Source organism: Sporofaciens musculi (assembly GCF_009830285.1).
Taxonomy (GTDB): Bacteria; Bacillota; Clostridia; order Lachnospirales; family Lachnospiraceae; genus Sporofaciens; species Sporofaciens musculi.
In genome coordinates, this window is record NZ_WUQX01000001.1 from 2,584,789 (window position 1) to 2,602,919 (window position 18,131).

32 protein-coding genes and 1 pseudogene are annotated in these 18,131 nt (G+C 34.8%); 8 read left to right on the forward strand and 25 right to left on the reverse strand.

Going from position 1 to position 18,131, the window contains the following annotated elements; translation table 11 throughout:
* Positions 1–78: 78 nt before the first annotated feature.
* Together GN277_RS12900 and GN277_RS12905 are read right to left on the reverse strand one after the other, a co-directional pair.
* Positions 79–324: a helix-turn-helix domain-containing protein gene (locus GN277_RS12900; protein ID WP_159751411.1), complete on the reverse strand. Its 246-nt coding sequence runs from the start codon at positions 322–324 to the stop codon at positions 79–81.
* 102 nt (positions 325–426) lie between these two features.
* Complete coding sequence (locus GN277_RS12905) at positions 427–663, reverse strand: helix-turn-helix domain-containing protein (protein ID WP_159751412.1); 237 nt, start codon at positions 661–663, stop codon at positions 427–429.
* A 198-nt stretch (positions 664–861) separates the two neighbouring features.
* Between GN277_RS12905 and GN277_RS12910 the strand changes: the two genes are divergently transcribed.
* Positions 862–1,287: a hypothetical protein gene (locus tag GN277_RS12910; RefSeq protein WP_159751413.1), complete on the forward strand. Its 426-nt coding sequence runs from the start codon at positions 862–864 to the stop codon at positions 1,285–1,287.
* A 160-nt stretch (positions 1,288–1,447) separates the two neighbouring features.
* Here GN277_RS12910 and GN277_RS12915 read toward each other — a convergent pair whose 3' ends face one another.
* From GN277_RS12915 to GN277_RS12925, 4 genes are all read right to left on the reverse strand, one after another.
* Positions 1,448–1,867, reverse strand: a complete 420-nt coding sequence (locus tag GN277_RS12915; protein ID WP_159751414.1) for a hypothetical protein — start codon at positions 1,865–1,867, stop codon at positions 1,448–1,450.
* A 433-nt stretch (positions 1,868–2,300) separates the two neighbouring features.
* Positions 2,301–2,432: a hypothetical protein gene (locus tag GN277_RS30905; protein ID WP_280178605.1), complete on the reverse strand. Its 132-nt coding sequence runs from the start codon at positions 2,430–2,432 to the stop codon at positions 2,301–2,303.
* A 128-nt stretch (positions 2,433–2,560) separates the two neighbouring features.
* Positions 2,561–2,977, reverse strand: coding sequence for a LexA family protein (locus GN277_RS12920; RefSeq protein ID WP_159751415.1), 417 nt, complete (start codon positions 2,975–2,977; stop codon positions 2,561–2,563).
* 29 nt (positions 2,978–3,006) lie between these two features.
* The gene (locus GN277_RS12925; protein ID WP_159751416.1) at positions 3,007–3,600 is read right to left on the reverse strand and encodes a recombinase family protein; all 594 of its coding nucleotides are present in this window, start codon (positions 3,598–3,600) and stop codon (positions 3,007–3,009) included.
* A gap of 239 nt (positions 3,601–3,839) precedes the next feature.
* Here GN277_RS12925 and GN277_RS12930 point away from each other — a divergent pair, with 239 nt between their 5' ends.
* Positions 3,840–4,115: a hypothetical protein gene (locus GN277_RS12930; RefSeq protein ID WP_159751417.1), complete on the forward strand. Its 276-nt coding sequence runs from the start codon at positions 3,840–3,842 to the stop codon at positions 4,113–4,115.
* 73 nt (positions 4,116–4,188) lie between these two features.
* On the opposite strand, the gene GN277_RS12935 is transcribed toward GN277_RS12930, so the two are convergent.
* The 9 genes from GN277_RS12935 to GN277_RS12975 all read right to left on the reverse strand — a co-directional run bounded on the left by GN277_RS12935 (position 4,189) and on the right by GN277_RS12975 (position 8,310).
* Positions 4,189–4,617, reverse strand: a complete 429-nt coding sequence (locus tag GN277_RS12935; protein WP_159751418.1) for a hypothetical protein — start codon at positions 4,615–4,617, stop codon at positions 4,189–4,191.
* A gap of 10 nt (positions 4,618–4,627) precedes the next feature.
* Positions 4,628–4,804 (reverse strand): hypothetical protein, encoded by a 177-nt coding sequence (locus GN277_RS12940; RefSeq protein ID WP_159751419.1) that lies wholly within the window; start codon positions 4,802–4,804, stop codon positions 4,628–4,630.
* A gap of 73 nt (positions 4,805–4,877) precedes the next feature.
* Positions 4,878–5,030, reverse strand: a complete 153-nt coding sequence (locus tag GN277_RS12945; RefSeq protein WP_159751420.1) for a hypothetical protein — start codon at positions 5,028–5,030, stop codon at positions 4,878–4,880.
* A gap of 3 nt (positions 5,031–5,033) precedes the next feature.
* Positions 5,034–5,441, reverse strand: coding sequence for a hypothetical protein (locus GN277_RS12950; RefSeq protein ID WP_159751421.1), 408 nt, complete (start codon positions 5,439–5,441; stop codon positions 5,034–5,036).
* A 54-nt stretch (positions 5,442–5,495) separates the two neighbouring features.
* Entirely contained in the window at positions 5,496–6,590 is a 1,095-nt protein-coding gene (locus tag GN277_RS12955) for a DUF262 domain-containing protein (protein ID WP_159751422.1), read from the reverse strand.
* 13 nt (positions 6,591–6,603) lie between these two features.
* A complete protein-coding gene (locus GN277_RS12960) occupies positions 6,604–7,185 on the reverse strand; it encodes a sigma-70 family RNA polymerase sigma factor (protein WP_159751423.1) in 582 nt (193 codons plus the stop codon).
* 116 nt (positions 7,186–7,301) lie between these two features.
* A complete protein-coding gene (locus GN277_RS12965) occupies positions 7,302–7,496 on the reverse strand; it encodes a hypothetical protein (RefSeq protein WP_159751424.1) in 195 nt (64 codons plus the stop codon).
* A gap of 101 nt (positions 7,497–7,597) precedes the next feature.
* Positions 7,598–7,879: a hypothetical protein gene (locus GN277_RS12970; protein WP_159751425.1), complete on the reverse strand. Its 282-nt coding sequence runs from the start codon at positions 7,877–7,879 to the stop codon at positions 7,598–7,600.
* A gap of 254 nt (positions 7,880–8,133) precedes the next feature.
* On the reverse strand, positions 8,134–8,310 hold the full coding sequence (locus GN277_RS12975) for a hypothetical protein (protein ID WP_159751426.1): 177 nt from the start codon (positions 8,308–8,310) through the stop codon (positions 8,134–8,136).
* 464 nt (positions 8,311–8,774) lie between these two features.
* On the opposite strand from GN277_RS12975, the gene GN277_RS12980 reads away from it, so the two are divergent.
* From GN277_RS12980 to GN277_RS12995, 4 genes are all read left to right on the forward strand, one after another.
* A complete protein-coding gene (locus GN277_RS12980) occupies positions 8,775–8,987 on the forward strand; it encodes a helix-turn-helix domain-containing protein (protein WP_159751427.1) in 213 nt (70 codons plus the stop codon).
* A 242-nt stretch (positions 8,988–9,229) separates the two neighbouring features.
* On the forward strand, positions 9,230–9,412 hold the full coding sequence (locus GN277_RS12985; protein WP_159751428.1) for a hypothetical protein: 183 nt from the start codon (positions 9,230–9,232) through the stop codon (positions 9,410–9,412).
* 89 nt (positions 9,413–9,501) lie between these two features.
* Positions 9,502–10,032, forward strand: coding sequence for a J domain-containing protein (locus GN277_RS12990; RefSeq protein WP_159751429.1), 531 nt, complete (start codon positions 9,502–9,504; stop codon positions 10,030–10,032).
* Between the two features lie 65 nt (positions 10,033–10,097).
* Positions 10,098–10,517, forward strand: coding sequence for a hypothetical protein (locus GN277_RS12995; protein ID WP_159751430.1), 420 nt, complete (start codon positions 10,098–10,100; stop codon positions 10,515–10,517).
* Between the two features lie 342 nt (positions 10,518–10,859).
* On the opposite strand, the gene GN277_RS13000 is transcribed toward GN277_RS12995, so the two are convergent.
* Positions 10,860–11,015, reverse strand: coding sequence for a hypothetical protein (locus tag GN277_RS13000; RefSeq protein ID WP_159751431.1), 156 nt, complete (start codon positions 11,013–11,015; stop codon positions 10,860–10,862).
* A gap of 152 nt (positions 11,016–11,167) precedes the next feature.
* On the opposite strand from GN277_RS13000, the gene GN277_RS13005 reads away from it, so the two are divergent.
* Positions 11,168–11,392: a helix-turn-helix domain-containing protein gene (locus GN277_RS13005; RefSeq protein WP_159751432.1), complete on the forward strand. Its 225-nt coding sequence runs from the start codon at positions 11,168–11,170 to the stop codon at positions 11,390–11,392.
* A gap of 4 nt (positions 11,393–11,396) precedes the next feature.
* A complete protein-coding gene (locus tag GN277_RS32145; protein WP_159751433.1) occupies positions 11,397–11,615 on the forward strand; it encodes a helix-turn-helix domain-containing protein in 219 nt (72 codons plus the stop codon).
* 345 nt (positions 11,616–11,960) lie between these two features.
* On the opposite strand, the gene GN277_RS13015 is transcribed toward GN277_RS32145, so the two are convergent.
* The 9 genes and pseudogenes from GN277_RS13015 to GN277_RS13055 all read right to left on the reverse strand — a co-directional run bounded on the left by GN277_RS13015 (position 11,961) and on the right by GN277_RS13055 (position 18,012).
* Complete coding sequence (locus tag GN277_RS13015) at positions 11,961–12,392, reverse strand: hypothetical protein (RefSeq protein ID WP_159751434.1); 432 nt, start codon at positions 12,390–12,392, stop codon at positions 11,961–11,963.
* A gap of 306 nt (positions 12,393–12,698) precedes the next feature.
* Complete coding sequence (locus tag GN277_RS13020) at positions 12,699–13,265, reverse strand: hypothetical protein (protein ID WP_159751435.1); 567 nt, start codon at positions 13,263–13,265, stop codon at positions 12,699–12,701.
* Between the two features lie 20 nt (positions 13,266–13,285).
* Entirely contained in the window at positions 13,286–14,257 is a 972-nt protein-coding gene (locus tag GN277_RS13025) for a hypothetical protein (protein WP_159751436.1), read from the reverse strand.
* Positions 14,258–14,535: 278 nt separating this feature from the next.
* The gene (locus GN277_RS13030; protein WP_159751437.1) at positions 14,536–14,802 is read right to left on the reverse strand and encodes a cold-shock protein; all 267 of its coding nucleotides are present in this window, start codon (positions 14,800–14,802) and stop codon (positions 14,536–14,538) included.
* Positions 14,795–15,118, reverse strand: coding sequence for an HU family DNA-binding protein (locus GN277_RS13035; protein ID WP_159751438.1), 324 nt, complete (start codon positions 15,116–15,118; stop codon positions 14,795–14,797). Before GN277_RS13035 ends, GN277_RS13030 begins: the two co-directional genes overlap by 8 nt.
* A gap of 1 nt (position 15,119) precedes the next feature.
* Positions 15,120–15,584 carry a hypothetical protein gene (locus tag GN277_RS13040; protein WP_159751439.1) on the reverse strand — a complete coding sequence of 155 codons (465 nt, stop codon included), beginning with the start codon at positions 15,582–15,584 and terminating at the stop codon, positions 15,120–15,122.
* A gap of 596 nt (positions 15,585–16,180) precedes the next feature.
* Positions 16,181–16,804 (reverse strand): annotated as a pseudogene (locus GN277_RS13045) (transposase); the annotation flags it as partial.
* A 136-nt stretch (positions 16,805–16,940) separates the two neighbouring features.
* Positions 16,941–17,105, reverse strand: a complete 165-nt coding sequence (locus tag GN277_RS13050) for a helix-turn-helix domain-containing protein (RefSeq protein WP_330587252.1) — start codon at positions 17,103–17,105, stop codon at positions 16,941–16,943.
* A gap of 466 nt (positions 17,106–17,571) precedes the next feature.
* Entirely contained in the window at positions 17,572–18,012 is a 441-nt protein-coding gene (locus tag GN277_RS13055) for a helix-turn-helix domain-containing protein (protein ID WP_159751441.1), read from the reverse strand.
* Positions 18,013–18,131: the final 119 nt, after the last annotated feature.

Consider the following 18,131-nt stretch of genomic DNA (forward strand, 5'->3'; position numbering starts at 1 on the left):
TCCCCCTTATCTGTTCTTTCCACTAAATAATCAATGGAACCGTTTTGGCTTCTATCCGTTTAAATTTCTTTCTAAGTCTCAGATATCATATCCTTGGAAAAACGCATTAAAATCACATGAAAAAATTTTAGTTAAAGCTATAAGCAAGTCTACACTCGGATTATTCAATCCCATTTCAACCTTGCTATATGTGCCTGTGGAGATTTCAACATTCTCTACCTGTAATTTCGCTACGATATCTTTATTTCTTAAACCTTTCTCTATCCTTAATCTTTTTATATTTTCTCCCACCAAATGATTTGTCCGTTGGTTAATCCTTTCCATACTATCACCTCTATAAAAACAATATCTAAAATAGAAGGAAAAGTGATTCCAAAATAGCAGGATAATATTTTCCCATAGTTTTGCACATAATAATAGGGAGCTTTACTTTTGGAAAAATGAATCATAACTGCATGATAATATATCCGTCAATGCAATTAACAGATCCACACTGGGATTATTTCTGCCAGTCTCAATCTTACTATAAGTGCCAGTAGATATATCCACTCCATGTAATTGAAGCTGTGCGACAATCTCCTTGTTTTTCAACCCTTTTTCCAACCTTAGCCTTCTGATGTTTGTCCCTACTATGTGGTTTGTCCGTTGATTTATTCTTTCCATATTCCACCATCCCGATAAAATTGTATCCAAAATGGCAGGAAATGTGATTCCAAAATGGCAGGAAATGTGATATTCTATGACTTATAGATATAAAATATGGCTTTAGTGAGGTATGTATATGAAAAGAAATGGATCACTCTGTTTATTATATCTGTAACTATAGGTATTCTGGCTTGTTTACAATGGGGAAGTAAAATAATGGATATATTAACCCCTAATCCTCATTTTGCCCCACTAACCCAACACCCCATAAATAAATCCGAAACCACTGAGGACAATATACCCCTGATAGAAGGATATAGCAGTACGATCGAAGGTTTTAGTAATGGATATATTCAAGAAGTTTCTATTTTGTCACACAGGATTTTTATACCAGACAAGGAAGAATTTGCCAGAGATGTTATTCAAATGATAATAGATAACTCGTTAAAAGGGATTTTGTTTTCTTATGATATCAATGGGTATCCAAATGAATTGCATATAACTGTTTATCTAAATGAGGCTGCCCATAGGAGCGGGAATAGCAGCTTTAAGATTTCTTATACACAGGATATTCAGAATGGATTTAGGTATAATATTAAAGATGATCTGGAGAAATTTAGATTGGAGATATTTGAGGAATAGTAAAAGGGTTAGCCATTTTGTTATTGTTTCATGGCTAACCTTTACTGTGGATATTTTAAATTTTTGTTATGGATTACAATGGTCTGAAATAATTTCCATATTCCTATCAGAAATTCTTATATTTTGTGGGTTTTCTGTAGTAATACGGGTTGCAATAATATTATAATTCTATTTTTTTATGATTAGCTCTATTTCCAATAAACTCCATAACTTCTTTATTACATTCAATAGAATCTAAAAATTCTTTTGGGATTTCTTTCATCGAATCTATTAACAACCACGTCATATTACTATCTTCCTTATATTTATCCGGAGTATATTTTTGTAAGTTCTTTTTTTGTGTCTTAAATATTTCACCACTCTTATAGTCATAATCTTCTACATGACACCAATAGCAAACCGGGAAATTACCAAGAACCAAAATTACATATTCCGGCTGATCTGCAATAGCTTTATCCGTAGAGTATGTTACTTTCCCATTCATAAGAAAATATCCCAAATGAATTGACAGTATATCCTGAGAAGTTAATGAATCCCTTTCTCCTTTATAGTTTGATAATTTTAGCAAACGAATATCCATTTTTATGTTCCGTCCTTTCCACTTATCTGGTGTATAAATATTTGTCGTTTATATCTCTTTAAAATAGTAACACCTATTTTTTAATTTTTCAATATGGCTATGCTACGTTTATATTTATCTATATCATATAAAGTATTTTAAACAACATATCTTACAATTTTATATGTACATTCACATTCCCCCTCTCCCACAAAATTCCCGAACACAAATTCAATAATTGATAATCATTCTCAATTACTATATAAACCTATCATGTTAGTAGGTTTTAAAATTTCATACCTCCAAAAATTTATTTCCCATTAATCCAATAGCCAACAACACTAAACCCTATCAAACAAAAAAGAAACAAAATAGTTTCTTCCTCCGAATCACTTCCCGAACATATTTTTCTTGAGTACCTTTTATCACGTTTACTGACCATATCAATAGATTTTTATATGGTAAACTTTCCATCCCTCTCACCCTTTCCAAAAACTCCACTCACCAATCCAATCCCACACCACTCCAACGCCAAAAAATAAATCCCTTCCACCGAATCAGTCACATTTTCCACCATATCAGGCAAAAAAATAACGGCTCCCTCATGCCATACGACACAAGAAAACCGTTATAAACACCTATATTTCTTACCTTTTCTTAATTTTCCATGATCCGCTTCAAGCCTCTACCGAACATTATGTAATCTCAACAACCTCATTCCTGCTTATTCTTGAACACATATCGCTCAGCAGTAGAATAAAATGCATCCTCCACTATCTGCAACTCTTCATCAGAAAGCATCCCCTTCATCCTTAACGACAGCAAGATATTATCACATACCTCTTTCTTTGCCTGGTTACTTTTTCTGGTGTCGTCCCTAGATCTTCCTCTTTTGACACATTTATATCCTGCTAATGATATGGTTCTTGGTTGAAAATCATTCATCTTAATCAATCCTGCCCGTTCCAACTTCTTTAATTTCTCTCGTACATCTGATGGAGATTTTATACCTGTCCCTGAAGAGATATCCCGGAATGAAGGAGCAAATCCATATTTCTTAAAGTAATCTACAATAAACTTATATACGCTCTTTATTTTATGATCTTCTGAGTTTATGTCCTGCTTCTTCATAACCTTATTTCATCCTTTCCATTATGCCGCTATTTTCCTTCCACAATACGCAAATATTTGTAAACAGAATTCCTGCTAAGTCCTGCCAGCCGTGCAAATTCTGATAGATTAATTACACCATTAGAGAACTTTGGATAATACCTAAAAAATGATTGCGGGATATCTTCTATCTTAGTTTTATACCGTCCAATATGTTTCCCTTTTGTTCTTGCGTTTTCTAAGCCCGATTTTATTCTTTGGATTGTGATTTCCCTCTCCATTTGTGCAAATACTGACATCATGCGCAACATTCCCATGGTCATAGGATCAATTTTACTCCCAGTACAATCAACAATGAAGCCTCCTACAACTAATTTCAAATTCCTATTCTGAACCATTTCCAATATCTCACATAATTGCTTTGTCGAACGGGATAACCTGCTTACCTCTGTACAGGCAATCGTATCGCCTTCCTTTACCGTTTCAAGAAGCTGCTGCAGTTTTTCCCTGTCCTCATGGGATCCACTTTCATATTCCCAAAAAATATTATGTTCCTTAATTCCCAATGCAACCAGTTCTCTTTTCTGTCTACCTATATCTTGCTTATCTTCATTGGTTGAGGCTCTTGCATATCCATATTTCAAATCCGTTCCCTCCTTCCATCCAAATATAGAGAATCCATAAAATCGTTCACAAAAAGGTATAAACTATTTCTTGAACAAAATCGGCTATTTTCCCCATACTTTTCATTCCAAAATGACTATTTTCCAACTGTTCACATTTTCAAGTGTTTTCTTGAACAACATTTCCAGATCCCATTTTCCCCATTGTCATACCGTGTTTCTCCCTATATAATAGTATCAATTACAGGAGGACAATCACCATGGACATTGAAATCAAACCACGAAATCCACTCAAAAAACTTTTATCAAATCTCCATGACAAATTAGAGGACATATTATTTTTCCTGATCCGCAAGACACCTCAAGCCATTATTCCGCCATCCATTATGTTATGGTTTGAAAACTATCTCAATAAGCGTTCTAAGGAACTACAACAAGAGATCATCCGCCAGCAATGGAGACAACTATATCTTGAAAAAGCTGTAGAAGAAATCCATGCCACCCAGAAAGTGAAAAAAGCACAATCAGAAGATTAACTATTTTCCGTTGTGCTTTCCTTTCTTTGTTATTTATTGAGAATTATTCTCATTTAATATTTCCACTTCTGAATCACATCTGCCAGAATAACATCTTGTCCAACTGATACCGGCAGTAAGTTATAAACTCATTACAAAACTCCGGTGATTCCGAATAGATATTACAAGTTTCCTCAATCCAGACATCCATCCCTATTTCTGGATACAAGTCTGAAATAGTTAATGATATGTAATATTGCGGTTTCTCACCATAGCACTGATTGATCTGCATACTTGCATTAAGCAACAAATTTTCCGCTGTCGGAATACAGCCTTCGATTATGCTATTCATCAGATATATATTTATTGCCCGGCTAATCATACCATTCAGCTTATTTTTAATAATAGCAGGTGTATTTTCCGTAAAAGGAAATGATATCAAGACACCTTCGCCGTCTGTATCAAACGTTATATTATGGTTCTCAATATTAAAATCCCTGAATTCATATGCTAATTTTTCCACAATTCTACCTCTATATATATTTCGTGACTTTCCTTGCAACCCTCCAATACTTATCTGCTTTTTTTGATATTTCATCTCGAATGGGTTCTTCCCCATGAGGGAAACCTTTTACTATTTCTGATAGTTTATCTCCATAACCCATACAAGCCGTATAAATTAACTGTAATTCTTCCTGAGTAAAATCCATTATATTTCCTCCATTATTCTATTGGGGACTGCCGTTATAGCAATCCCGATATTTATGTAGCTGCTCAAAAGAACTATTCACTTCTCTTTTTAGTATCCTTGTACCATTTAACTGTAGACTCTCCTTTAAAATTCGTTTTCGGCTGTAAGATTGTTGACCTTCCTACGTTTGTAACAATTCCATTTTTCTTTATAACCGCAAACGTTACTATTGCCCGTTCATTCATATCTTAATTCCTCCTTCCCATTGGGTGGTTCCCCATTTTTAGTCTCACATTACGCATGTTTCCACGCATGAAACACATATCCATGTTGTCATCCTGACATTTTCCATTTATCTGCCGGAAATATCCATTTAAATTGAACGAATATGCCCTGCTCTGTAAAGGAATACATTTTCTATTTCTTAATACTGTTATCGCTGCAATTACTACACTGTTTGTTAATGAAATATTCTCCCGAATGATATTTTCCAGTGATTGTCTTAAACCACAATATCCAGTATCAATATAATGCTTGGTGCTCTTGCCACTTTCATTTATAAAGAATACGATCCGATATGAAAACGCATTTTCATTCAAATTATTAATCATGCATTTTCTATCTATGTCTTCAAGAATGGTTGATATTGTATTCATACTTCTTCCTCCGATTCCCTTGGTAGAAAGGGGATTATTCATCCCCCCTTTATCCTATGCAGCCTTTACAAGCTCCTCAAAATACTGCTCCATTAATGCCACCAGATAATTAAGTTTCCCACGGACAACCCCAGGATCTCTTGTTGAGCGATTCGTAGAGTTCAGCATGTCCCACGTCTTACCACCGGCTTCGGTTTTTTTCCCGCCATTCACAAACCAGTCAAGGAATCCGCTAAACTCATTGTCTTTCCTTCCTGACTCTATAAACGCCTTGAATAACGCTATAAAAATATGTGTATGCTTAACATCAAACAGATCTTTGGTTTCCGTTGTGATTTCCAGTGAGTTAGTCAGCCTTGTAAATAATTTGTCGAGATTTTCAAAATCAGAAATACATGCGTTTTCATTCAGCCATTCAAAATTTTTCCTTGATTCCTTCCGGTATTCATTAGGATAGCTGCAAAGAAGGACTGAATCTGCTACAATCCTCTCAAATGTCCCGTTCATTTTGCCTTTTGCATTGCCGGAATATATATCTGAAAAGAAACGGTTTTCCGTTATCTGCCTTACATCCGTTGCAAAATTATCAATATAAGTAAATGCACGCTGATTCGTATTCATTGACTTATGGTTGTTGTATTTGCGGACTAATTTAGAAATTTCCGTTGTTTCGCAGTTTTGGTGTACTGCAACTTCAATCTGGTATTCATCAAACCGATCCCGTAATTCTTCTGGAAGTTGTTCATATGTTTTATTACGGATGTCACATTGTACAGATTCCCAAATAATTTCCCCTTGTTCGTCTCTTTCGGGTTTCCCGCTTTCATCCAAGACTTTGCGTTGATATGTAATCATAAACTCATCCAGATTCTTTGTAATCCTGGTATTTGCATATCTGAATAAAGAAAGCGAACTGCTACGCTGAAGGCCGTCTATCAGCCACAACTTTGAAATATCGTTTGAAATTTCTTCACCGAGAATGATAGGAGGCATATAACCATCCGTCAGGACTGTGGCAATCAGTTCATTTACCATGTTATGATTCCACTGCCCACTGAGCCGCTGTACTTCCTGATCCGTGCGGATCGTCTCCTTTTGCATTAATTTCAGATATTGCCCTAAGCTGTATGTCTGTTTCCTGATTTTCATTAAAATTTCCCTCCTAAAATAAAATCTTTACATTCTCATAGCTCCTCATGACATGCAGGTTATCCGCATATTCTTTTTCCGATATTTCTAGTGTTTGTTGTATCTCTTTAGCTTGATAATTATCCATAAGCATGTTTAAGATATCCACTTGCCTTTTTGATAACTTAGCAGTATATTGTTGAACCTTATCTGAAAATTGCCCTCTTTCCTGCCGCTTGAGGACTTCATCAAATGTATCGAAATCAGATGGTATATAATCAAGAAGGCTACATTCTTCCTCGTCCTCATTTACTGAATCTAATGAAACTGCAAACAGGTTAATGATTCTCCTTTGTCTATGCCGTCTTGTCAGCTCTGACTTGAATTTCTTTTTCAAACAGGAATGAAGGAAACCTTCAAAGCATACACCCGTATTAGGATCGTAACAATTAAATGCCCTCCATAATACTAAGTTTGCGATTGAATAAAAATCGTCATAATCGGCATTAGTCAACGGCTCATTAAACCGCATGAAGATGGACCTTGACATTCTTTTTAACTGCCTCATGTCGTTTTCACAATATGGCTGCAATACTGCTAAATCCTTGCTATTCATGATGTCTCTCCTTTTTCTGGATGTGGAATATTGATCATTTGCTTATTTCAATGGCCTATTGAAAAATGGGTGTGCAGGGAGTCGAACCCTACAGAAACCGTTCACCCTAATATGTCTTAATCATTCCCTGTTATTGGTACTCTCTTTTTGACGATTTTATAAGAGAATCCTGGCATATTCTTCATGTATTCACTTTTCCGCTCTCTTGCTTCTTTCATCGTATCCTCAGCAAGAACATATTCCCATCCGTCATCATACCCATAATTACAAAGTAACTGATATTCGTCTTTCGTTTTCCTTATGTATGACATAAAATCTATCTCCCTTCTTTTGGCTACCTCCCATCCTGTAAAATATGCAGGATGGAAACGCTCACAGCTTAAAGTCCTTTTTATAGTGACCGTGACCACTGTTATTTGATTCGTAAAACATTGAAAATGCTGACCTTCTCAAATGGTTTCAAATCTTCACCGAAAATCTCTTTTAATTTGTCCTTATCAAGCGTTGTCCTGCTCTGTGGTTTATATGTAATCTTCGCCGTATCAGTGGTTTCAGTATCAACGCCATTTTCTGTCATGTAAGAAATAATCTCGCGCTCAACTGCCTTTAATTCGCCCTCAAGTTCGTCCTTCATTGTCCTAAGGCTCCTTAACTCCTGTACTTTGCTCTCTAATTCACTCTTTGAAATGCACATAATCCCAATCTCCTTTTCTCACTTTATTTTGGTTAGAAGCAACCCTTAAATAATCTTCTGGACTATTGCCAATACTCGGATGGCTCACCAGTATATTGATTTAAGTTTGTGAGTGCTTTCGGCTTGCTCGGTTGCTTTATATAGGATGATATTGCTATCCCAAAAGGGCAATTTTGCTTTGATGCTACGACCGTGTGACTTGTCGATTGCCCTTAAATATGAATTCTCAAAGACTCGTCAGGGGATTTATTTGGTTAAATCATATTTGACAAATCAATGAGTTGTGCTATTGATAAATGGTCAATCATGACTTCGCCATCACCGTTATAAACTTCATACTGCTGATTGTTAGGCTCTACCATATTGCAAACGTAGAAACCTTTTTTATTTAGCTTGTTCTCGGCTTCTCTAATCTCTTTTTCAAATAACATTTTGCTTACCGTCCTTTCTTGTGCTGTGCTTTAATAGAAAACTGTTTTAATATCTTCTATACTACTTGCGTGTCTATTGCCTTCGTGATCGTCAGCTCACAGGGACGTAGTATAGAAATGGCTGCTTTGCTTTGACGCTACACTCTTATTTCAAGTGGACAGCCTATAAATATCGGATTTTCACCTTGCAAGTATTCAGCCGCTTGCAATCGCTGTTTTCGGAACTTAAGCCCCCGATAACCAGGCTATTAGGTCTTTTGTTTTGTTTGCTTTGTTTGACCTTGTAAGCGTATTGTACACCCGTTATAAGTGTATGTCTATTGACATTATATCCAATTTATACACCTATTTTTTGTGCATATTATACACTTTAAACAAGTGCATGTATATGATATAATGTAATATCAACACACTTGAATTAAGTGTATAAATGTGATATACTTTTTACAAAAGGAGGGTTATACATGTTAAAATACAGAATAGATATATTAGAAGCTCTAAAAGAGAAAGGATATACTTCTTATAAAATTAGGAAAGACAAATTAATTGGTGAAGCTCAATTAACAAAAATTAGAAGCGGAGATATTGCAAGCAAAGAAACATTAAATACAATATGTAGATTATTAGATTGTCAACCTGGAGACATATTAGAATACATAAATTCAGATCAAGAATAAAATAATATTACATACACTCATTTAAAGTGTTTATTATGCACTATAAATGAGTGTATTTTTTGTATATTTTTCCGAATAGACATGCACCTATTTTGGGTGTATAATTATCTCAACACCAAAACAAAGCACCTCGACAATTCAATAAAGGCTTTACACCTTTCACTTAATCCGCTATAATAAGTATACAATATATAATAGTTGCTTTCATTAATAAAGGCGGTGAAAATATGGAGGTACTAGAAATGACCGAAAAAGAAATGTTGCAAAAAAATGTTGAAGAATTTGAACGCTTACAAGACTATATGATATCTTGTGAAAAAGGATCGGAAGCATACAAAAAAATGAAAAGACGCTATACGGCATTAAAAGTCATACTAACGGCTTCCGGTATCAACCTTACTGAATTAGATATAATCAAAGAATAAAATCAACTTATCACCAAAGGGTGTAAAGTCTTTATTGAATTATCAAGGGCTTTGCACTCTTTTTATTTACAGGTTATGGAGGTTGAGGTATGAATACTTATTTTAAGAATGTTCAGACATTGGACGAACTCAGGAAGCAATACAAAGACTTACTCAAGAAGTATCACCCAGATAATGGCGGATCAGAAGAGACTACCAAGGCAATCAATGTCGAGTATGAAAAGTTATTCAAGATATTAAAGAATAACCATTCACGGCAGGACACGACAGAAGGTAATGCAGGCAGCAATCATTCATCATACAATAATTCATATGACGACATGAAATATGATTTTACAGAAGATGAGTTACTGAGGGAAATGTTACAGAAGGTTATTTACCTATCTGATATCACCATCGAAATTATTGGGGCATGGCTGTGGATTTCGGGCAATACCTATCATCACAGGAAAGAATTGAAAGAACTCGGTTTCAAATTTGCAAGTCAGAAAAAGTGTTGGTATTGGCATTCTGAATCATTCAGGAAGAAAAGCCATAGACACTTATCCATGGATGATATCCGTGATTATTACGGCAGTACAGAAGTTGAAAACAATGGAAGAATAAGGTTAGAAGCATAGGAACTATTAAGGGTGTGGACATATCTACACCCTCATAATATACAGAGATAAGGAGATTGAAAGATATGAAGAAAAGAATTGTGAATATGATATTATCAGTGGTATTAGCGGCAATAATGGGATGTAATGCAAGTGAAGCAAGTACAAGCAAGGTATTGAGTAATGATTTGATGAATGATAATGTTGGTATCGGTGTCATGCAAATGGTCAAGAACAGCGTACAGGTTCAACATAGCAAGACAAAGGAAGAATTTGACAGGCTGACATCTGTTATCGAGAATCGGAATGGTAGGATTATTATTGAAATGGTTGACGCAACTGTATTAGATGGTGATGGAAATGGATCTGATTCGTTTGGATTTTATGTGAAATATGATACTGGACAGTTTTCAAAAGGTGATAAGATTCGGAGCGTTTTTGTTTACAATCCTGATACCAATTACTTTGATGATATTGTGTACCGGAGGGATCAGTTGATTGAATGATTTGTGTGATTGGTGAATAGTTTATATAATGAAAAAAGAGTCTGACAGGTAATTTTCTCTTGCTCCGTCAGGCTCTTATTTTTTGTCCTATATGGTAGGTTTATTTTGCGTTTTAAGGGGGTATTTTCGGCTTGTAATGTGTAGGTATATTCTTCTTGGGTGAAGGCATTTTGAATCGAAATAAGGTCAAATTTTTGCGTTTCAAGGCATAGATAGGGGCAGGAGATTAATGGGTATATCGGGTAGGTTTACATTAATTGAGAGATATCTTGACGCACAAAACGGGCTATGTATTCTATCCACACACCGACCTTATTTAAGCAAACCGAATCGACCCCTCCCCTAACTTCCATCCTCCAACTCACTAATCTTCCTCATAATCTCCCTATAAATCCTCTCCTGCTCTTCCCCAGTCAGATTTATCGTATATTCATCATAGAAATCCAGATCATCACCCATAATAAAATCAAAGAATCTCTGCAACTGTTCTACTGACATGCATACTTCACTTGGTTCTGGCACACTATATTTCAATATTGCTATCCTCACTCTACATTGAATCATCCTCCACTTCTAATATTTTAGAGTTTATTACTCTAATTGTCAATAGCGTATATTGCTCTAAGATACAATAATTCAGAGGTGAGATTATGGACTACAAGGAGCGTATACGTGCTTTACGTGAAGATAATGACTATACTCAAACAAAAATAGCAAATATCTTAAATATCGGTCAACGAACTTATGCGGACTATGAATATGGTAAAACCCGAATTCCCGTCGACGCTTTAATCAAGCTGGCTAAATTCTATGATGTGGATATGAATTATATTTCTGGTGTAAGCAATAAACGAAATATATTTCCTACGGAGTAATACCATGATTGATTATTCTCCATTCTGGAAAACACTGAAAAATTCAACAGAATCAACGTATACTTTAATTCATAAACATCATATATCCAGTTCTACCATTGACAAATTACGCAAAAACAAGCCGCTGAATACTACTACTCTTAATGACCTTTGCCGTATTCTTAACTGTCGAATTGAAGATATCTGTAAATATGTTGCTTCTGATAATGACCAGAAATTATAATAAAATCTTAAGGTATGTCACATCAGAGTGTGATATACTTGAAGAAAAAATGGCAAAGTATATCACACTACAGTGTGCAGAATCAGCCGTCTTTTTATAATAAGAGACTGTAATAATAAATAAAGACTACTATCGTAATTAATTATTCTTTTAAAAACTTTTTCATTGTTGATAAATTACATAAAAATATCTCTCTGAACACCGCTATTCTTAATGACCTCTGTAGGATTCTTGACTGCCTAATACGGGATAATTGTCAGTATGTTGTAAATGATTAGGATTAAATGTTGTAAAACCAATTGTTTCTCATCTAAAATAACTTACTCTTTACATAGTACACTACAACTACATATCTGTTTCATATTCATTAATGATTTCTAAAAGCTTATCTGTTGTAATCGCCCTATCAGAAAAATATGAGTTTACTACATCTCTTAGAGGCTTATCATCTGAAATTAAGATATATCCATAATGAATTGCAGCCTCTGCTATCATTGCGTCATAACTAAATTCAAATGGTCTTTTACCATTTATTTTATTTTTACTTACAATTTCTTTATATACTTGACCTTCTACACTATCTGGTGCAAGAAAACGAACTGTACCATCTAATCTACTGTGGTCACGCATACAAGAAGCAATTTCTGGAACTAATTGTACATTCAGCTCTTTATTGACAACACCAATTTTTTGTTTAAAATCCAGTGGTGGAATATAGCCTGTTTCTGATATACATTCACTGTTATATGTTTTTGCACCTTTTCCTATAAGTTCCATATCTTGTAATTCTGTTGAATAATAACAGAATCCATATGAAACTGACTTTTTACAATATTTATTTTTTCATCAGACATTATAATATGATTGTATGCAGACGTATCAAGCATGTAATTATTATCGTTCTCTTTATTGGATACAGTAAATTGTTTTCTCATACAGCCACCCCTCATTCATAAATTTATTAAATTATTTTCTTATTTCGTAATTATGCCATAAACTCCATATTCTTACAATAATTATTTAATCGTAAAAATAGGGCATACCAGACTTTTACATCCGATATGTCCTATTATCACTGACTCACTACTGGCGTTTCTTCATACACTCCCGCTGTTTATCATACCATTCCATCTTTTCTTCATACGCTTTCCTGCGTTCTTCGTTAATTTTTAACATTGCATTTGTTCTGGCTACCATTTCAGATGCCTCATCTTTAACGTCAATCATTCTATGGATACTATTAAGGATTTTCTGTTCCTGTTCCGCTTCTTTACGTTTCTCCTCTGCCGCTTTCCGTTCCGCTTCTTTCTTTTCCAGATACGAATTTACAAAAGCATTATTCCTATCAATGCGCTCCTGCTGTTCCCTCCTCTCATTCTCAATGCGTTCCTGCATCCTGATATTTGCCTGTTCGTAATCATCTGCCCTCTGCTGTCTCATCCTTCTACACACATCATCTATTCCGATAATATCTTTATAGATCTTATAGTCAGGTTTTGCATAATCCAGAAGATGTCCATATCTGTTTCTGGCCTCTTCTTCCCGCTCCTGCTTTATACTGTACTCAGCATGGGCATTATCTACGTACTTATCTAATAAATGTTCATACTTTCTTTGTAATTCCTGCGTTCCCTTTAAATTGTTTGTCATAGTAAAAATCCTCCTTAATTTTAATCATCAATTTCAATCTTCCAGTTTATCATTGCTTCATATACACAATCAGGAATCTTTCCCTTGTATCTGTCGGCAACTACTATAATAAGAGCTTCTTTATGTCTCTTATAATCTCTAAATGATTCTTCCACTGTATTGTAATGTCCTAATTTTATAGTTCTGCCATCAACATTCAATGCAGCACGGTATTTCCCTTTTGCCTTTTCATAATTTACGCCAATCGGATATTTGCCACGTTTACGTTTACAATTCAGCAAAAGGGTATTGATTGTATGTGGAACAAATACACATGTCTCAGGACTGTATACCTTATTACCCTTACACAAGATATCCTTGTCTAAATCCATCTGCTCATTACCAATCATATAATAATTTTCTTCTACCCATTTATAGAATCTTTCCTTATCCTCTAACCAATAATCACAAATGGAACAACCTTTATATTTTGGAAATCTATTATGCAATTTTTCATTGTAACAACGTGTATACATGTCATTCCATAATCTCTTCGCTTTCATGAGATTATAGTTTAAGAATGGGATATACTCCTGTTCTCTGCCCAAATCATCAATACTAATTCTTCCATTCTTCAAATCACGCAATTCTCTATCAGATACATAAATTAGATTATTATATTTGCTGTTTGAATTATCACCATCAATATGATATATTCTGTTTTTGCCCTTTACTGGCTCTAAGAACGCCTGTGCAACTAAATAATCCGCATTTACATCTTTTTCATATTCAACGCCTGTTTTATCTTCATAATGTACTTTCCAGTGAACTTTATTGTTACTTTTTGATAATGTATCTTTATGAGTGTAGAATTTACCTTTTATGTCATTAACTAATCTCCCTTCTGACGAAATATAATAGTGCTTTGTTCCTTCTGTCAGCACAAAAGTTTCGAGTTTATTTAATGGCACAATACCCGTACGCTTTAAATCTAATGTTTTGATTTCTTTCATTTTTAACTATTGCATATTTCCTTTCGATGTGATAATAGATACGTTCGTTTTTATGCGAACGCAAAAATGAGAATCCAGAAATGGACTCTCTGACATGTTTGTATATTTAGTTGTAATATTTATAGGCGATTAGTTTAAACCAACTGCTGCCTGTTCAGAAGCAAACGTTTTAAAGTGTTCGCTTATCTCTATTTGACGGCTAAAAACCTAAAAATTTTCATACCCAACTTGTTAGGATTACAGGACAAGAAATATTAAGTTTTTATTGGAATCAAAATCTATCTATATCTTTTTCTATATGGCGGTGTTTCTATTACAATAATATTCTCTGCCTGTTCTTTTCCTGTCTTCTTATTAATGCCGACACTGAACTCTACCAGATATCCGTATTCTGGACATCCGCTTCTACACTGTGACTTATGGACGAAGTATGACGCTCCGTCCTTTTTAGACTTGATAAATCCGTAACCCTTCGTTGTATCAAATCTAGTAATAACTCCCCATTCTCTGTCTTGACTTAGATATTCATCCATCAAACTACTCATGGCTTCCCTCTCCCTTGATATGCTTATCTACATTTTGAGAAATATTGAATTTGATAATCCTTCTCTCTGGAAATGTCAGTTCTGTTTTGCATATTGAGTTATATGTAGTCCTAGCTTTCCTAACTTTTGACATGAACTTGCCGAAACCTCTTAAAATGATATCGTCACCGTCAATCATACATTGGGACATCTCTTCAAGGAATGTATTGATAACAATCTCGATATCCTCTTTTTTCACCTTTTCCTTGCGTCCTTCCCTGCCTACATTTACTTTTCTCCATACCCTGTCAACTAATTCCGGCTTAAAAATAACCATACTATTTGTCCTCCTTCGCTTCTAAAATCTCTTTTATCTGTTGTGCTGTCAGATTGAACTTCTTGCCATATATGGGCTTTTTATCTTTCTCATTCTTAAAGATTGCATAGCCACTTACTCTAAGCGGGTGTTTCCTTGTACTGCATTTCTTTACGTAATAGCCTTTTCTGCTCGCCAACTGCTTAATATATGGCGGCATGGAACTAAAATCTGCAACCTCATGTCTCTTTGCTTTAATCTCAGCTTTTGACATGGTACGGACAATTTGTTTGATCCATGTAAATGTATCTTGGAATATCTGACCTGAACTACTGCCGAAATCTTCTTTCCACCATATACTCCACTGAGTAAGCATCTGATTTTCTGAAAAATTAATGTTTTGTCTTGTCTTAAACCAATAAGCCATAATCCATTTCTTTTCCTCATAAAAGTTAATCCTGTTTGTGTTAGTAGCTTTCTCTGTCATTTTTCATGACCTCCTTAAATTTTTTGTCGTTTGATTGAATCTTTGAAATTCATGTTTTATGTCGTGCCTTGTGATACTGGAATATCCTGATACCTAATATAGCCTTATAACGTTGTATATGGCTTATACAGGCATTTGGGGATATCTACTCTATACTTCTCCATATGAAGAAATTCAGGCACTAAAATAAGCCCCACAATCAATCCTATAGAATCAACTGTGCGACTTATTTTAAAGTCCGAATATCTTTAATTGTCATATTCATATTAAGGCTCTTTTTAAATACTGTTGTAAAAGTGATGTAAATCCAACACATGACATCCCACAAATCTAGCAAAATCAAGGCTTCCAAGGATTTTTTATCTTACAGTTTTGAAAGATTACTGATGGGCACGTATCTTCTTATATCTTTTTATAGTTTTACAACAAAGTGTTGTAAAATGTGTTGTAAATTTTGTTGTGTAAATTTATGCCTGTTTTTGTTGATTTTTAAGGATACTGAAAAACTCCCATTTTTTAGTGGAAGTTTTTCTTTTATGCCGTTTTCATGTGATTTTCAACTCTTTTTTAAGAAGATTACAGAAATAAGCTATGATTTACGCCATAGCCAATTCCTTTAATCTTACGATTCGTTTTATATTTGCTGTAAATGCGGTAAAATACATTTGCAGGTGCATGGCAAATAACCCTCTTGAATCTGCTTTACGCAAACCGTGGGCTTCTTTTAATTCCCCATTCTTTTCTTCAATCCTATGCCGGATCTTTATCCGCTCCTGAAAATAATCGCTTTCTTCAAATTTAAGCCTTTCCAGATTCTTCTCACTTACTTGCGTCATGCTGTAACTTCGCACTTTTGCGTTTGATTTTCCTACATAGCAGTTTTCTCTTTGCGGACATTTCCGGCACTTAACTTTGCTAAATATATACCTTAAATAGGTGTTTCCGTTTTTTGCCGATCTCCTTTCCACACGTGTGGAAAGCTCTCCGGCGGAACACTGCAGCATCCCAGCATCTTTATTGAAACAGAACCCTTCCTCAAGATTTCCATTTGCTGCCGCAGCTACCGCCGTATTGGTTCGGGCAATCAGTGAAATCTCTTTCCCTCAAACCTCCAGATTATCATCACTGACATATGCCATATCGCCTATCACTTCTGTTACTTTTATTCTATTTTTCTGCGCTTTTTCTATTAATTTCGGTAATTCCTGACCATCCGACCCTGATAAGGCGATAGTGATAGTTTCAACTGTGAATGATCTTTCAGCATTTCGGAATCCTCCTTCCCCATACTTCTATTATAATACTAATACTAAAAAAGCCCAATTCTTTTTTAGAACCAGACTTTTTCAGTGCCCTTTATTTCAAGCCAAGCATTAGCGAAACATCTGGCATACTTTTTCCTGTTTCCCATTTTGAGACTGCTCTATTGATAATATTTAATTTTTCAGCCAACTGCATTTGCGTAAGCCCTTTTTCTTTTCGACAGGCTGATATAAATTTTCCTATCATTGCTTGTTCCATGTTCCACCTCCTGGCAGTTATTTTACAAGCTAAAAACAAATTGTGAAACGAACTAACAGTTGATTGCACCCAATTCAACCATCAGTTGATTAGGTAATTATTTTGTATTTTCTTTTATAACTTTTTTACTATTTTTATATAAAGAGAATGTTATAAAAAATACTAATGATGGTGGAACGATTAATTTTACTGGGCTTTCATTAACTATAAACTTAACTGGGCTATCGTCACCCATTATAGTACACATTACACCTGCTATAAATATAAACGCTGATATAATGGATAGAGCAAAAATAAATTTTTCTTCATTCTTGTTTTCTTTAAATTAAACATTTTCATCACACTCCTAAATTACTGTTTTTACTTGATTTTGACTTCATTATAAGTTCATAATTCATCGGCTCTGCGTCTTATGCGTCTGGCTCTTTGATGATAATTCGCATGAATATAGTAAGCTCAACGATTTCTAATATTTCTTATAGATGTATTCGGTGAAAATCCGATAAAAGCAATAAACAATCCAGACCACCCAAGTTATTTCCCACTTTTGTGTTATTATACTAATCAATAAATAAAGGACAGCGACAGTAATAGCGATAATCCAATTCGATATTTTTTTCTTCTTGCTTATTTCATTCTTTGATACTTTCACAACATCTGATAACAAGTTCTCATACTCGTTAGCATCGCCGTTTTCTATCCTTTCGCCCTTTAATAATTCCGCTATGGTAATCCCCAAAGATGTAGCTAATGGCTCAATAAGAGATACATCTGGAAATCCAATCCCTCGTTCCCATTTTGAAATAGCTGCACTTGATACTCCTAATTCGTTAGCTAAATCCTGCTGAGTATGATTTTGTTCTTTTCTGATAGCAGCAATCAAGCTGCCTGTTTTTTGAGCATTCAATTTTTACACCCTCTTTCTACCTCTTATATTACCACAAGAAATACTATATTCAACAAACGTTCCGTTGAAATGGTAAACGCTACATTGAATTTCTGATAAAAAACCGATAATGTGTGGTT

Bases quoted from the DNA above. Each gene is read 5' to 3' on its own strand.
- GN277_RS12975 (WP_159751426.1), bottom strand. From the start codon at position 8,310: ATGTTATTTGAAAAAGAGATTAGAGAAGCCGAGAACAAGCTAAATAAA.
- GN277_RS13015 (WP_159751434.1), bottom strand. From the start codon at position 12,392: ATGGAACTTATAGGAAAAGGTGCAAAAACATATAACAGTGAATGTATA.
- GN277_RS12930 (WP_159751417.1), top strand. From the start codon at position 3,840: ATGGACATTGAAATCAAACCACGAAATCCACTCAAAAAACTTTTATCA.
- GN277_RS13005 (WP_159751432.1), top strand. From the start codon at position 11,168: ATGGACTACAAGGAGCGTATACGTGCTTTACGTGAAGATAATGACTAT.
- GN277_RS12945 (WP_159751420.1), bottom strand. From the start codon at position 5,030: ATGAATGAACGGGCAATAGTAACGTTTGCGGTTATAAAGAAAAATGGA.
- GN277_RS12920 (WP_159751415.1), bottom strand. From the start codon at position 2,977: ATGAAGAAGCAGGACATAAACTCAGAAGATCATAAAATAAAGAGCGTA.
- GN277_RS12940 (WP_159751419.1), bottom strand. From the start codon at position 4,804: ATGGATTTTACTCAGGAAGAATTACAGTTAATTTATACGGCTTGTATG.
- GN277_RS12955 (WP_159751422.1), bottom strand. From the start codon at position 6,590: ATGAAAATCAGGAAACAGACATACAGCTTAGGGCAATATCTGAAATTA.
- GN277_RS13040 (WP_159751439.1), bottom strand. From the start codon at position 15,584: ATGACAGAGAAAGCTACTAACACAAACAGGATTAACTTTTATGAGGAA.
- GN277_RS12995 (WP_159751430.1), top strand. From the start codon at position 10,098: ATGAAGAAAAGAATTGTGAATATGATATTATCAGTGGTATTAGCGGCA.
- GN277_RS13000 (WP_159751431.1), bottom strand. From the start codon at position 11,015: ATGTCAGTAGAACAGTTGCAGAGATTCTTTGATTTTATTATGGGTGAT.
- GN277_RS12965 (WP_159751424.1), bottom strand. From the start codon at position 7,496: ATGTCATACATAAGGAAAACGAAAGACGAATATCAGTTACTTTGTAAT.
- GN277_RS12915 (WP_159751414.1), bottom strand. From the start codon at position 1,867: ATGGATATTCGTTTGCTAAAATTATCAAACTATAAAGGAGAAAGGGAT.
- GN277_RS12980 (WP_159751427.1), top strand. From the start codon at position 8,775: ATGTTAAAATACAGAATAGATATATTAGAAGCTCTAAAAGAGAAAGGA.
- GN277_RS12990 (WP_159751429.1), top strand. From the start codon at position 9,502: ATGAATACTTATTTTAAGAATGTTCAGACATTGGACGAACTCAGGAAG.
- GN277_RS13050 (WP_330587252.1), bottom strand. From the start codon at position 17,105: ATGGAACAAGCAATGATAGGAAAATTTATATCAGCCTGTCGAAAAGAA.
- GN277_RS12970 (WP_159751425.1), bottom strand. From the start codon at position 7,879: ATGTGCATTTCAAAGAGTGAATTAGAGAGCAAAGTACAGGAGTTAAGG.
- GN277_RS12960 (WP_159751423.1), bottom strand. From the start codon at position 7,185: ATGAATAGCAAGGATTTAGCAGTATTGCAGCCATATTGTGAAAACGAC.
- GN277_RS12900 (WP_159751411.1), bottom strand. From the start codon at position 324: ATGGAAAGGATTAACCAACGGACAAATCATTTGGTGGGAGAAAATATA.
- GN277_RS12910 (WP_159751413.1), top strand. From the start codon at position 862: ATGGATATATTAACCCCTAATCCTCATTTTGCCCCACTAACCCAACAC.
- GN277_RS12950 (WP_159751421.1), bottom strand. From the start codon at position 5,441: ATGAATACAATATCAACCATTCTTGAAGACATAGATAGAAAATGCATG.
- GN277_RS13025 (WP_159751436.1), bottom strand. From the start codon at position 14,257: ATGAAAGAAATCAAAACATTAGATTTAAAGCGTACGGGTATTGTGCCA.
- GN277_RS13020 (WP_159751435.1), bottom strand. From the start codon at position 13,265: ATGACAAACAATTTAAAGGGAACGCAGGAATTACAAAGAAAGTATGAA.
- GN277_RS12905 (WP_159751412.1), bottom strand. From the start codon at position 663: ATGGAAAGAATAAATCAACGGACAAACCACATAGTAGGGACAAACATC.
- GN277_RS32145 (WP_159751433.1), top strand. From the start codon at position 11,397: ATGATTGATTATTCTCCATTCTGGAAAACACTGAAAAATTCAACAGAA.
- GN277_RS13035 (WP_159751438.1), bottom strand. From the start codon at position 15,118: ATGGTTATTTTTAAGCCGGAATTAGTTGACAGGGTATGGAGAAAAGTA.
- GN277_RS12985 (WP_159751428.1), top strand. From the start codon at position 9,230: ATGACCGAAAAAGAAATGTTGCAAAAAAATGTTGAAGAATTTGAACGC.
- GN277_RS13030 (WP_159751437.1), bottom strand. From the start codon at position 14,802: ATGAGTAGTTTGATGGATGAATATCTAAGTCAAGACAGAGAATGGGGA.